At 46.3% G+C, this 12,508-nt stretch carries 13 protein-coding genes; 9 read left to right on the top strand and 4 right to left on the bottom strand.

Features of this window, described 5'->3' with window-relative positions:
• Positions 1–88 precede the first annotated feature (88 nt).
• Positions 89–1,159 (top strand): linear amide C-N hydrolase, encoded by a 1,071-nt coding sequence (locus tag M0C34_RS14655; protein WP_248712421.1) that lies wholly within the window; start codon positions 89–91, stop codon positions 1,157–1,159.
• Positions 1,160–1,334: 175 nt separating this feature from the next.
• Here the strand turns inward: M0C34_RS14655 and M0C34_RS14650 are convergent, their stop codons facing one another.
• Positions 1,335–2,075 (bottom strand): substrate-binding periplasmic protein, encoded by a 741-nt coding sequence (locus M0C34_RS14650; RefSeq protein ID WP_248712420.1) that lies wholly within the window; start codon positions 2,073–2,075, stop codon positions 1,335–1,337.
• A 195-nt stretch (positions 2,076–2,270) separates the two neighbouring features.
• Here M0C34_RS14650 and M0C34_RS21215 point away from each other — a divergent pair, with 195 nt between their 5' ends.
• From M0C34_RS21215 to M0C34_RS14640, 3 genes are all read left to right on the top strand, one after another.
• Complete coding sequence (locus M0C34_RS21215) at positions 2,271–2,399, top strand: hypothetical protein (RefSeq protein ID WP_256469279.1); 129 nt, start codon at positions 2,271–2,273, stop codon at positions 2,397–2,399.
• A gap of 168 nt (positions 2,400–2,567) precedes the next feature.
• The gene (locus M0C34_RS14645; protein WP_248712419.1) at positions 2,568–3,422 is read left to right on the top strand and encodes an alpha/beta hydrolase family protein; all 855 of its coding nucleotides are present in this window, start codon (positions 2,568–2,570) and stop codon (positions 3,420–3,422) included.
• 77 nt (positions 3,423–3,499) lie between these two features.
• Complete coding sequence (locus M0C34_RS14640) at positions 3,500–4,276, top strand: phosphotransferase (protein ID WP_248712418.1); 777 nt, start codon at positions 3,500–3,502, stop codon at positions 4,274–4,276.
• Positions 4,277–4,327: 51 nt separating this feature from the next.
• Here the strand turns inward: M0C34_RS14640 and yjeH are convergent, their stop codons facing one another.
• A complete protein-coding gene (yjeH, locus tag M0C34_RS14635) occupies positions 4,328–5,590 on the bottom strand; it encodes an L-methionine/branched-chain amino acid transporter (protein WP_248712417.1) in 1,263 nt (420 codons plus the stop codon).
• Between the two features lie 202 nt (positions 5,591–5,792).
• Between yjeH and M0C34_RS14630 the strand changes: the two genes are divergently transcribed.
• On the top strand, positions 5,793–6,455 hold the full coding sequence (locus M0C34_RS14630; protein WP_248712416.1) for a YoaK family protein: 663 nt from the start codon (positions 5,793–5,795) through the stop codon (positions 6,453–6,455).
• An 8-nt stretch (positions 6,456–6,463) separates the two neighbouring features.
• Here the strand turns inward: M0C34_RS14630 and M0C34_RS14625 are convergent, their stop codons facing one another.
• Entirely contained in the window at positions 6,464–7,339 is an 876-nt protein-coding gene (locus M0C34_RS14625) for a LysR family transcriptional regulator (RefSeq protein WP_248712415.1), read from the bottom strand.
• A 135-nt stretch (positions 7,340–7,474) separates the two neighbouring features.
• On the opposite strand from M0C34_RS14625, the gene M0C34_RS14620 reads away from it, so the two are divergent.
• From M0C34_RS14620 to M0C34_RS14605, 4 genes are all read left to right on the top strand, one after another.
• The gene (locus M0C34_RS14620) at positions 7,475–7,891 is read left to right on the top strand and encodes a DoxX family protein (protein WP_248712414.1); all 417 of its coding nucleotides are present in this window, start codon (positions 7,475–7,477) and stop codon (positions 7,889–7,891) included.
• Positions 7,892–7,931: 40 nt separating this feature from the next.
• On the top strand, positions 7,932–8,924 hold the full coding sequence (locus tag M0C34_RS14615; RefSeq protein ID WP_371923075.1) for a glutathione S-transferase family protein: 993 nt from the start codon (positions 7,932–7,934) through the stop codon (positions 8,922–8,924).
• Positions 8,921–9,691 carry a DODA-type extradiol aromatic ring-opening family dioxygenase gene (locus M0C34_RS14610; protein WP_248712413.1) on the top strand — a complete coding sequence of 257 codons (771 nt, stop codon included), beginning with the start codon at positions 8,921–8,923 and terminating at the stop codon, positions 9,689–9,691. Before M0C34_RS14615 ends, M0C34_RS14610 begins: the two co-directional genes overlap by 4 nt.
• A 117-nt stretch (positions 9,692–9,808) precedes the next feature.
• Positions 9,809–10,315: a methylated-DNA--[protein]-cysteine S-methyltransferase gene (locus M0C34_RS14605; protein WP_248712412.1), complete on the top strand. Its 507-nt coding sequence runs from the start codon at positions 9,809–9,811 to the stop codon at positions 10,313–10,315.
• Positions 10,316–10,415: 100 nt separating this feature from the next.
• Here the strand turns inward: M0C34_RS14605 and M0C34_RS14600 are convergent, their stop codons facing one another.
• Positions 10,416–12,404 carry a methyl-accepting chemotaxis protein gene (locus M0C34_RS14600; RefSeq protein WP_248712411.1) on the bottom strand — a complete coding sequence of 663 codons (1,989 nt, stop codon included), beginning with the start codon at positions 12,402–12,404 and terminating at the stop codon, positions 10,416–10,418.
• Positions 12,405–12,508: the final 104 nt, after the last annotated feature.

The raw sequence follows: 12,508 nt of genomic DNA, 5'->3' as shown, positions 1-12,508 counted from the left end.
CCACTTTGAGATTAGCAGTTTTAATCGATAATGAATACATCAAAGAGCAACACACTCTTAATTGTCACTAACCTTATTGGGGCTACTTATGAAAAACTTCAAACTAAATAAAATCGCACTTGTTGCAATTACAGCAATCTCAATGGTTGGCATGGCACAAACAGCCAATGCATGTTCACGCATCACCCTTGATACACCACATGGTATGTCAACGGTTCGTTCACTTGACTGGGGTCAACAGCTGGGTAATACCACTCAAGTTAACCCAGTCGGCATTGAGCGCAGCACTGAAACACCTAGCTATAAGCATGCGATGCAGTGGACCACTAATTATCATGCGGTTGCACAAATGGAATACGATGTTTTTGGCGGAGTGACTTCTGACGCGATAAACTCACAGGGCCTTGCTGCATCATTGCTTTATATGGCTGATAGCGCAGCCTTCATCGAAGACTACCAAGACACAGGTGCGCCAGCGGTTAGTTTCATTGATGTGATTGCATACATTACAGAAACTTATGCTACGACTGAACAAGCTGTCACCGCGTTCAATAACAACGAATGGCAAATAGCGTGGAAAGATGGCTTACATGGCACCGAGCATGGTTTGCATATCTCTATCCACGATAAGTCTGGCGATATTGCTTTATTACAGCTAAACAAAGGCGGAAAGATGGTTGTGCATCGCGGTGATGAAAAATCAGATTTGCGTGTTATGGCAAACTCTCCATTACAACAAGATCACCGTGACTATGTTGCTAAGGTTGATTTAGCTGACTTAACGGCTAAAAAAGTGCCTACATCAATTAGCTCGCTAGACCGTAACTTACGTGGCTTATTCCACACGACACACGTAAAATTTGAGGAAGGTAAAACTTGGCCACAAACTCGCGGTAAGCTATTAAGTACCTTCAACGCGGGTAACTTAGTTCCTCAAGATTTGATTGACCCAACTAACGGCGAGACTTACGCATCTTGGACTCAGTTTGTTTATAACCATGAAAACGGTGACTTCTTGTTTACCAATTACGACACTCGCGAGCAGATTGGCTATAACTTTAACGACACGTTGTATTTCTCTGAAACAATGTGTGCAGATACCGTTAAGCAGGCATCAGAAGGTAAAAGCACGGTTACATTTTCACCTTGTTCTAAGTAAACCGATTGGGTGTAACAACCCGCTAAAGCAGTGAATACCTAAAACCCTTGGCCTTATAGCCAGGGGTTTTTATTGATATATATGGGATAAAAGGGGTCAGAGTCTGGGGATCCCTCAAACTCTGCCCCCTTTTATTACTCACAGAGTAAGACGGTAAACTCGCTAAGGTTGAGACTTATTGCTGAACAGTATCATTTGCTTCAAGCTGAAAATACTGTTCTATCCATAGTGTTTCATCGAGCGTAATTTTTCTGGCGGCTTGGTAGAGTTGCGTGAATGGCTCTTGTTTGTGGCTAAGTTTTGACAAGCCTAAGTAGATATCATTAACCCCAAAGGCTGTGGGCAGGGGCTCAACATTGTAAACGCGGCTTTCCCGCATCAGCCACTCAACCATCCTTTCAGGTGCGACAAAGCCATCTAAGCGCTTACGAGAAACAGCCTGCAATAATAGCGTTAATGAGGTCCGTTCTTTAACTAAAAAAACGCCTTGTTGCTCACCTTGGTGAAACAAAGGGTGGGTTTTAGCATTGTTAAGTTTGCCTAACGTTAATCCTGACAAAGACTCAAGCTCCCCATTAAACTCAAAATTACGTTCTGCATTGGCGAACAAGGAAAACCTGAATTGATTAATGGGCTCAGTGGGGTAGTGCAACCAAGCTTGGCGCTCTTTGGTTTTAACTACGGGCCAAATGGCATCAATTTCTCCATGTTCTACTCTTGATTGGGCTCTTGCCCAATTACTCAGCGAAAACTCTACCCGAACTCCACTTTGCTTAGCTGCTTCCTTGATGGTTTCAACAAAGATACCAGTCAAGGAACCATCGGGTTGTTTGATGATGTAGGGCGGTACCACAAAACTAGCTATGGTTAATGTTTCTGAGTTCTGTTCTGCTAAGAGAGTTGTTGAATAACTCAAGACTAGCAACATAAAACCAATAAAAACTGAACTGTATCTCAATATCCTACCTAACTTGTTACGTTTGGTGCTCCTAGCAAGTGTAGCCAAATAAAGGGGGGAGAAGGCAATTTAAGTCAAATAAAGGAATAAAAGGGTCAGAGTCACTTTAACTTGCCTACACTGAGTTAAGTTGATTGGTTTGGGTAATAAAAAATGGCTCGAAAACTTCGTGTTTCTTATCCCGGTGTGGCCGAGCACACCATTCAGCGAGGCAATAATCGCCAAGTTATTTTCGCCAGTGATGAAGATATGCAAGCCTATGTTGCTTGGTTGAAGCAATAGGCCAAGCAGTATCAAGTGGCTATTCACTCTTGGGTGTAAATGACCAATTATGTTCATTTACTCTGCTCACCTGCTACTGTCACTGGTATTTCAAAAATGATGCCATCGCTAGGGCATATGTATGTGTTGCACTTTAATCAATATCTTACATATCGGAGATAAAATTCAATGGCACGTACAGAACAAAGAGAGATAGCCACTAAGAATGGGCATACCGTGTCTTCTACCTTTTATTTCCCTGATATTGAAATGAAAGGTGCCATTCTTATTGTGCCGGCAATGGGCGTTACACAAGCGTTTTATGCGCCATTTGCGGCATGGTTAACCACTCATGGCTATATGGTTGCAACGTTTGATTATTCTGGAACGGGCTTATCTCAAACGGGTCATTTAAGGGATGCAAGAGTCACCATTACTGATTGGGCGGATTTTGATTGCACAGCAATGGTCGAGGCAATGTCGAACAAGGCAAATGGCACACCACTCTATTGGATTGGGCATAGTCTTGGTGGGCAGCTTATTGGCATGATCTCTAATCTCCACCTTGTGACTAAAGCCTTTAGTATTGCCAGCGGAAGTGGTTACTGGCTTGATAATGTGCCTTCGTTAAAATGGCGTGTATGGTGGCTTTGGTTTTTTGTTGTTCCATTAACGACCCGAATTTACGGGTACTTTCCTGGCAAACGATTGCGTAAGGTAGGGGATTTACCCAGCGGAGTCATTAATCAATGGCGTAAATGGTGTCTGAACCCTCATTACATGGTGGGTGCTGAAGGCCAAAAGACACGTGATAAATATCGATTAGTCTCTACACCCATTTATTCTTTCTCTTTTACCGATGATGAATTGATGTCCAAAAAGAACATCGACTCTCTGAATAGTTTTTATCCGGCCTCAACAATACAAGTAAATCGTATTACGCCCGAAGAAATAGGAACACAACGCATAGGGCATTTTGGTTTTTTTAACGTGAAGTTTGAGCAAAGTTTGTGGGCATCTCATTTGTTGCCAGAACTACACTAGCCTCATTATTGGCTATATCGAACAAGTGACTCGCTCGCTTTTTTCCGCTGGGTTGGTCTTGGTCGTAAGGAATAAACATGAACGCGCTAAGTGGTGGCAGGGCGTCTGCCATTTATCTAGACAATGATGTGGTTTATCGGCCTCTCAATGTATGGAGTTCTACTATTCATAAGTTGTTGGCCCATTTAGAGCATGTTGGTGTCACCGAGGCTCCAACATTCATTGGTATTGATGGCCCCAACGAGAAGCTGAGCTTGGTTAAAGGTAAAACATATAACTACCCTTTAACGGGGGCCATTGCCTCTTTAGAGGCTGTAGTGTCAGCCGCTAAATTGCTACGAAAAATTCATGATGCATCTGCCTCATTTCTCATCCACCATGACCCCGCTGAGCTAGTTTGGATGCTTCAAGCTAAGCAACCCTATGAGGTGATTTGTCATGGTGACTTTGCCCCATACAATGTGGCGCTATCGGGTAATAAGGTGGTAGGGGTATTTGATTTTGATACCGCCCATCCTGCACCACGGATATGGGATTTAGCCTACTCGACGTATTGTTGGTCACCTTTCAAAACACAAGAAAACGACAAACTGGGTAGCATTGAAGAACAAATAATGAGGGCCAAATTGTTTTGTGACTGCTATGGCGCGTCTCTCGCACAGCGGGAGCAACTTCCTGAAGCGATGAAGCAGCGTTTGAATGCCTTGGTTGATTTTATGCGTCAAGAAGCGAACAAGGGTAATCAACAATTTATTGCGAATATTGAACAGCAGCATCATGTGGCGTATTTAAATGATATTGAGTATATCGATAGCCACCAGCAGCAACTGCGGCGATCATTGTGCAACTTATGAGGCCTTAATCTCCCTTTGAGGGGATCTCTTTCACACCTTTACAGGGCGGGTTTAAGCAACTGTTTTGTGGCTAATAAGTGCTAGCCTTCGCCATTTAAATACCAATAAAGCCAGCAAAAATACGCCAATGCATACCAGCGCACTGCTACCAATAAACACGAGAATAAGGCTACAAAAAAGGGCTGAGAATAACGCAGCAATGCGGGCGCGGCCCTTCAGTAGTTTTACCCCAGCAAGGGCGGCGGCGAGGTATATCACCACAAACAGGCCGTTGGCATACTCTAATAAATAAGCGAATGAAAAATCCCAGTAATCGCGCGCTAGCAATACCATGGCGATAGCGCTTATTACGATACAGGTGGCGACAATAGGCGAGCCATTGTTGCTTTGTTTTCTTAAGATGTGGTTTGGTCCTTTGGCCTCGGCGGTACTGTAGAGCATGTTAGCAAAGCTTATTAGATATAAATTTACCGCACAAAAACAGCCTGCAAACCCTACAGCTGCTACCAAGCTGGCCGCCCAGGTGCCACTAGATAAGGCGGCAATATGGGTAATAGACAATAAGTTTTGTTGCTCATCGCCGTAGGCGTTCATCACCACGACCGCGTAACTCACCAGCACATAAACCAGCGCGGCGCAGCCCACGCCAAGTAGCACCGATTTAGCAAAATCACGCTCTGGATCTTTAAACTGTTTGGCCACATGGCAAATTGCCTCTATGCCCACAAAACACCAAAACATGATTGCCATTGATTGGCCAATAGCACTCAATGAAAAGTGGGTGCTTTGCAGCTGCTCCACAGGAAAAGGGGTGGTGCTTATTACTTTAAAACACACCCATAAAATGGTGCTTATTAGCGCTAGGCTCAGTATGGCTTGCACGCTGGCTGAGGTTTCGATGCGGGCTAGGTTCATTACAAATACTAAAGCTAGCATGGCCAATTCGATATACAGCAGGGGGAGGCCAAGCCCACCAAAAATTTGGGCGAAGTAGCTAGCGCCAGCAATAAATACCACTGGTGGGCCAATTGGGGCAATAGACAAATACACCCAGCCAATGGCTTTTGCGGCGTCTTCGCCAAAGGCTTGTTGTACATAATGGGCGGTGCCACTTTCGTGCGGGTAGCGTTTGCCCAGTGCGCCAAAGGTAAACACCACGGGTAGCATGGCAATAATCATTAGCAGCCAAGCTAATAGGGAATACACGCCAGAGGCACTTGCGGCGAGGGCTGGGATAATCAGTACGCTAGAACCTAATAATGCCGATACCAGCAAACTTGCGCCCTGAATGACAGATAAACGTCCTTGTGCCACTTTTACACCCTTAGATCTGCATGCGAACTTAAGGCGCCTAATTTAACAAAGTTTTTCATTAATAACGATGCTTAAGTACACGCTTTTAACGCCATGATGGCGGGGCTATTTGATGAATGCTTGCTTCGGCACGGCGAGTTTATTTGATAAACTCTAGGCTGACTTATGGCTTTAATGCCACCTCGTCTTTTAAGGAAGCTTTGTGATTTCTAAATTGCCCCGTTGGGTAGAATATGGAACGTTTTTGCTGGCGTTGATTGCTGGCTTTGTTAACGCGGTGGGTTTGTTAGGCTTTAAGCACCAATCTGTCTCGCATTTATCGGGTACGGCCACCTTGCTGGGTACTGGCGCTATAAGTTCCAGCTTGAGCGATGTATTTCACTTGTTTGGCGTGCTGCTGAGTTTTTTAATTGGCGCCATCATATCAGGCTATTCATTACGCGGCGGGGCGCTAAAGTTAGGGCGTAACTACAGCGGTATATTGTGTTTAGAAGCCGCTTTTCTATGTGGTGCAAGCTACTTGTTAAGCCATGATTCTTTTTACGGGATCTATTTAGCGTCGGCGGCGTGTGGGCTACAAAACGCGCTGGCCACCACCTATAGCGGTGCGGTTGTGCGAACCACCCATGTTACCGGTATATTTACCGACTTAGGCATTATGCTGGGATCTGCGCTGAGGGGCGATCCCTTTGATAAAAGGCGCGCCTTATTATTTGTGCTGATTGTGCTGGGCTTTATCGCAGGCGGCACCTTGGGGGCTTATGGATATGCCCACTTGGCATTTTTGTCTTTGTTTATTCCGGCTGGCGTGTGTTTGTCGTTGGCGCTGCTCTACTCAATCTATAGTGCCAAGGTTAGCCATTAAACCGCTGGCTAACAGTGCTGCTTTAAATGGGCAATAAAAGCACTGATTTTTTTAGTGAGATATTGGCGATGTGGGTAAATCACATAAACCCCAACATCGCCACTGCTGTAATCGTCTAGCAAGCTAACTAAGCTTCCCTTGGCGAGCTGCTGCTGTACTGCAAACTCTGGCGATAAACACACCCCTAGGCCTTGCTCTGCGGCAGCGGCGGCAGCCAAAGCACTATTTACGCTTAGTATGGCGTTCACCTTAATGCTGTGCTCTTTGCCTTGATGGCTGAACTGCCATTTGTTCCCGCCACGACGGTTACTATCTACAATACAGGGCCGCTTAGCTAACTGCTCTAGGGATGAGATAGGCTGGTGACTAAGATACTGAGGGCTAGCCACTAATACTTGCTTAAAGCGAGTAACCTGCCTAGCAATCAGGTTGGAGTCTTCTAGTTGGCCGATGCGAATAGCAAGATCAAAGCCATCTTCAACAATATCTACGTAACGGTCGTTTAGTACCAGCTCTACCTTTAGCTGGGGGTGAGCTTGCATAAAGCTTGGCAATACACTCATTAAATTGAGCTCGGCAAAGGTTTGCGGGGCACTAATCCGTAAACGTCCCGACAATTGGTCATTTTGCTGCTGACTCAATTGGTTTAAGTCATCCACTTGTTCAAGAATAATCCGAGCTCGTTGATAGGCCTCTTTGCCTGATTCGGTGACCGATAAGGCGCGGGTGGTGCGGCTAATTAAGCGGCTGTTGAGTTGCGCTTCTAGCTGATTAACTTGCCGGCTTACGATGGCCTTAGTTTTTCCTAAATGTTTAGCCGCTAACGTAAAACTGCCGTGTTCGACTACCGCAACAAAACTTGTATAGAGTGCCAGCTGATTCATGCTTATGTCCTATTGTTTACTTTTGGTAAACAATGTGTCGATAGTTTTGGGTATTGTTTACACATTAATTCGAGACGATACTTTTTGCAAGCCAGCAAACTTGTTAGGCGCTAATCATTTTCAAGGAGAGTCATCATGAATCAGCAATCCCAATACGCCGCCACCTTATTACGACTTAGTCTGGCACTCATGTTTTTAGCCCACGCGTGGTTAAAGTTAGTGGTGTTTACCCCAGCAGGCACCGCTCAGTTTTTTAGCTCACTGGGTTTGCCCGGCGCTTTAGCTTACCTAACCATTGCAGCAGAATTACTCGGCGGCATAGCACTGCTAGTGGGCTTTAAAACTCGCTTAGTTGCAGCAGGCCTGATACCTGTGCTGTTGGGAGCCTTGTTCATGGTGCATGCTGGTAATGGTTGGTCTTTTTCAAACCAAGGCGGTGGTTGGGAGTACCCACTCTTTTTAGTGATGGCCTCGTTGGTACAAATTTTGTTGGGTGATGGCGCGTTTGCCTTTAAACCTAAAGCGATCTTTACCAAGGCGGTTGCCGCTTAATTGTTGATAATTCACCAGCCCTAATCTGAGCCTAGGAGTCATGATGTTAGTGAATGGTATTTGGCAAGCCGCCTGGAACCCTTATCAAAAAACCGGAGAGAACGGCGACTTTATTCGTCAAACTTCAAGCTTTCGCCATTGGGTAACGGTAGATGGAAGTGCTGGTCGCACTGGTAGTGCGGGCTTTAAAGCTGAGGCGGGGCGTTACCATCTTTATGTGGCGCTTATCTGCCCTTGGGCCAGCCGAGCACTGCTGGTGCGTAAGCTGAAAAAGCTGGAAAAGGTCATTAGCATTAGCATTGTGGACCCACGTTTAACGGATCAAGGCTGGCGCTTTGTGACTAAAGAACAGGGCGGTTTGGCTGGGGCCACTGAAGATCACCTCCATCATAGCCAGTTTATTCACCAGCTATATACCAAGGCCGACCCAGCTGTATCGGGCAGAGCGACCGTGCCGGTGCTGTGGGATAAACACACCAATACTATTGTGAATAATGAATCAGCCGACATCATTGAAATGCTTAACAGTGTCTTTGACCAATGGGGGGATGCCAGTGTTAACTTGCGCCCAGCCAGCTTAATTGAGCCATTAAACCAGCTTAACCCGTGGTTATACGAGCAGGTCAATAATGCGGTTTATCAGGCTGGTTTTGCCCAAAGCCAAGCGGCCTATGAGGAAGCGGTAACTAAGCTATTTTCTGCCTTAGAAGAATTAGAACAACGCTTTGCCGATGGTAGGGCTTATCTGCTGGGCGATAGCTTAAGCGAAGCAGATATTAGGTTGTTTGTTACTTTAGTGCGCTTTGATGCGGCCTATGTAGGCGCGTTCAAATGTAACCTAAAACAGATTGCAGACTTACCATTTCTTAACCGCTACTTACGGCGTATTTATCAGCTAGAAGGGGTTGCCGATACCGTGAGTATTGAGCACATTAAACAAGGCTATTATTCAGTAAAAGCGCTTAACCCAAATGGAGTGGTGCCAGTAGGCCCTGAACTGGCGTTTTTAAAGCCAAGTAAGGAGGCGTTATGAGCCAGCTTGCACCGGTTCTATTTTTGTCTCATGGCTCACCGATGCGGGTATTAGAGCAAAGCCCAGCGAAGCAGTTTTTGCAAGATTTACCCGCGCAACTAAGCCCGCCAAAAGCCATAGTGATTGTGTCACCACACTGGGAAACCGAAGGCGTGGCCTTCACCCAGCAAGAGCGACTCGACACCATTTATGATTTTTGGGGCTTTCCTGCAGCGTTGCAGCAAATCACTTACCCTGCGGCTAGCCCAAGTTGGTTACATCAGTTGCTTAAGCAAACCTTGCCGCAGGCTGAGCCATTAAATCGGGGCTTAGACCACGGTGCGTGGTCGGTCTTACATTTGATGTACCCTCAGTTAGAAGTGCCTGTAGTGGGCTTAAGTTTACCCACCAATGCCAGCTTGGCGGAGCTATTGGCGCTGGGCGAACAACTGAAAGTGTTGCGCCAACAAGGCATCATGCTCATCACCACCGGTATGGCTACTCATAATTTGGCCGAGCTGGCATATAATGGCGAGCCAGAAGCGTGGGCTAGCGAGTTTATAGAATGGCTGCAACACATGGTGCAGCAGCATAATTTAACGGCCTTATTACGCTATCGCGAATTTGCCCCCGGCGCGCAGCGCTCGCATCCACGCGACGAACACCTGAGGCCACTGTTTGTTGCTCTGGGTGCCAGTGGCGCGCAGCCAGCAACGCTTATTCATGACTCGTGGGAGTTGAAAAACGGCAATAACTCGAGTTGGGCGTGGGGAATGCCAAATGAATAACCGCCGCATGGTTTTCGGCGGTGAGCGTTAAGTTTAATGTGACGGTTTGTGGCACAATCATTTTATCTCAGCTTATTGAACGTAAGCTTGTTTGACAGATTATTCTGAGGGCCGACGATGAACATCAATATTCAGTATTTTAAGCATCCCTACGCTGAATTTGTGCTGGGCTCTTATGCTGGTCAGCTGTGCTTGTGTGATTTTCGCTACCGGACAATGCGCGAATCTGTCGATAAGCGAATTAAAGTGGGCCTTAAGGCTGAATTTGTTGAGCAAAAAGACGATGTCTTAGAGCAAGCCAAGCAGCAGTTAGAAGAGTATTTTTTGGGGGAACGGCGCGAGTTTGACCTTCCATTGTTAATGGTGGGTAGTGATTTTCAGCAATCAATATGGCAAGCACTGCAGGGCGTTAGCTATGGTGAAACGGCCAGCTACCTCGACTTAGCCGTGATGATAGGCAATAAAAACGCGGTGAGGGCAGTAGGCACTGCCAATGGCGCTAACGCGTTGGCTATTATCATCCCCTGCCATCGTATTATTGGTAGCCAAGGTGAGCTAGTGGGTTATGGGGGTGGGTTGCCCTTGAAAAAGCGCCTGTTAACGTTAGAACAAAACCTGTTTTAATGGCCGCCAGCTCAGGATTGAAAATAGGCATTAAAAAACGCGACTTTTTGGGTCGCGTTTTTTGTATCTAAGCCTTAAATTGCCATGTGTCACTCGTCGCTTAAGCCAACTTAAAGCCCGATAGCGCGTTTAGCTGTTGCTGAGATTGCTGTTGTAAAGATTCACTCACTTGCTGAGTTTGCAAGGCATCACTGCTAGCGAGTTCACTAAGCGCTACAATTTTTTCTACATTATTCGCCACTTGCACAGCAACTTTATGTTTATCTTGGGCATTGTTGGCAATCGCTTCACTGCGCTCTTGCACCGCACTTAATAATTGGGCCACTTGTTCAAGTTGTTGAGAGCTTTGCTTGGCTTCGTCAATACAGCTGCCTACCATGCTTTCGCCTTGTACCATCATGTCCATGGCCTGCTGAGCGCGGCCTTGCAATTGTTCTATCATGCTGAGAATTTCTAAGGTAGCTTCGCGGCTACGAGTGGCTAAGCCGCGCACTTCATCGGCCACTACTGCAAAGCCACGGCCTTGCTCGCCAGCCCGTGCTGCTTCAATGGCAGCGTTTAACGCAAGTAGGTTGGTTTGCTCGGCAATGCCTTGGATAACATCAACAATACGGTTGATATCATCACTTTGTTGTTTCAGTTCGCTTACCTGTTGGCTGGCTTGAGTGACGGTGGTTTGTAGCTGGCTGGTGGTGCTTAAAGTAGATTGTGCCGCTTGATGGCTTTGCCCCGTTAGCTGATTGACTTGGCCTATGTCGTCTCGACTTTGTTGGGCTTGCTCTGCGACTTCACTTACGCCCACTTCCATTTGGCTAACTGCCACCGCGACGTGATGGCTTTGGTCTTGTTGTTCTTGAATGATTTTGTGGGAATGCTCGCTGGTGCTTAGGCCTGTTTCTGCGCTCGCCGCTAGTTGTTTAGCATTGTCACTCATTTGGCTTACTACTTGGTTCATTTGCACACTTAAGTGATTTAACTGCGTCGCTATTTGGCCAAATTCATCGTGAGATTGGCTGTTATCTTTAGCACTGAAATCACCATCGACCATGCGTTTAATTTGGCTAAGGGTTTGGCCAAGGGGAATGCGAATTTGTCGGCTTACGTTCCACGCCACTAATACGGTGACCAATACTGAAACTAACAACACCACCACGGTTTGAATCATCGCGCTACTGGCGCTGTCTTGTGCTTGTTGGTGAGCCGCCGCAATAATGGCGCTAAGCTGACTTGAGATACTGTCTAGTTGCTCTAAGGCTTGATCAGTTTGTTGATTGAGCTGCACCAGCTGTTGGTTTTGGCGAGTGATCACTGCTTGTTGATTTTTCAGGTTATCAAACAAACCGTTATTGGCAAAGGCTTGAGTGAGCAGTGCAAAATAACTGGCCAGTTCTTCGGCACTGTCGGGGTCTAGCTTAATGAGTTGCTGGTTTTTTTCTTGTAGCGATTTGTAATAGCTGTTGATGACACTGAATTGTGAAGCGAATTGCGCTTCGTTTTGTGCGTAAAATAGTTTTTCTAAAGATGCTGAAAAAGCGCCCACATCTGCCTGCATGCCGGTAACCACCCACTCTGCGTTTTCTTCAACCATTTCTACCAAAAACTCGGTATCGTCTTGGAAGCCCGCCCACTGTTTGGTGAAGTTTTGACGCTGGCTTGCCAATATTGCTTGCGCCTGCAGCGCCTGGGTACTGAGCGATAGCTGAGCTTGGCTAGTGGTATTAATCGCGCTGACTTGCTGGTCTAGCGTGGTGAGCCCGTTGATGATTTCAGGAAAGGGGCTCGCCAGTTGCGATAGCGAATTGATGCGTTGGCTATAGCTAGAAAATAGGCTGGCTACCTCTTGTTCTAGCGCTTGAGACTGCTGATCATTTTGGCTACTACTGTGTAACCCTACTTTACGGGCTGAGTTTAATAATAAGCCTGACAGCTGATTAACTTGTTCGGCCATGGGGGCAAGCCTGCTCACCGTTTGATCTAACTGGCTTTCCAGTTGTCGCATATTTAGCTGGCCAATTAAGGCTACTACTAGTAGCAACGCAAGCAGCACCGCAAAGCCTAGCCGCGTTCTGCTTACAACTTGAAGTTTCATTTTACTTTTCCCTGTTGTTGGTTTGCTTTCCCTAGACATTTGGTTTTTATATGGCGCAGCTTCTTAGCTGTGCTTGCTTTTTAAGCTATTGATTTATATCTAAA

Origin of the sequence: Agarivorans sp. TSD2052, from assembly GCF_023238625.1 — a bacterium.
GTDB lineage: Bacteria > Pseudomonadota > Gammaproteobacteria > Enterobacterales > Celerinatantimonadaceae > Agarivorans.
The sequence above is the reverse complement of the archived record's forward strand: the minus strand, read 5'-3'. Positions and strand labels throughout refer to the sequence as shown.

Coding starts and splice junctions, on each gene's coding strand:
- M0C34_RS14655 (WP_248712421.1), top strand. CDS start 89: ATGAAAAACTTCAAACTAAATAAAATCGCACTTGTTGCAATTACAGCA.
- M0C34_RS21215 (WP_256469279.1), top strand. CDS start 2,271: ATGGCTCGAAAACTTCGTGTTTCTTATCCCGGTGTGGCCGAGCACACC.
- M0C34_RS14645 (WP_248712419.1), top strand. CDS start 2,568: ATGGCACGTACAGAACAAAGAGAGATAGCCACTAAGAATGGGCATACC.
- M0C34_RS14640 (WP_248712418.1), top strand. CDS start 3,500: ATGAACGCGCTAAGTGGTGGCAGGGCGTCTGCCATTTATCTAGACAAT.
- M0C34_RS14625 (WP_248712415.1), bottom strand. CDS start 7,339: ATGAATCAGCTGGCACTCTATACAAGTTTTGTTGCGGTAGTCGAACAC.
- M0C34_RS14620 (WP_248712414.1), top strand. CDS start 7,475: ATGAATCAGCAATCCCAATACGCCGCCACCTTATTACGACTTAGTCTG.
- M0C34_RS14615 (WP_371923075.1), top strand. CDS start 7,932: ATGATGTTAGTGAATGGTATTTGGCAAGCCGCCTGGAACCCTTATCAA.
- M0C34_RS14610 (WP_248712413.1), top strand. CDS start 8,921: ATGAGCCAGCTTGCACCGGTTCTATTTTTGTCTCATGGCTCACCGATG.
- M0C34_RS14605 (WP_248712412.1), top strand. CDS start 9,809: ATGAACATCAATATTCAGTATTTTAAGCATCCCTACGCTGAATTTGTG.
- M0C34_RS14600 (WP_248712411.1), bottom strand. CDS start 12,404: ATGAAACTTCAAGTTGTAAGCAGAACGCGGCTAGGCTTTGCGGTGCTG.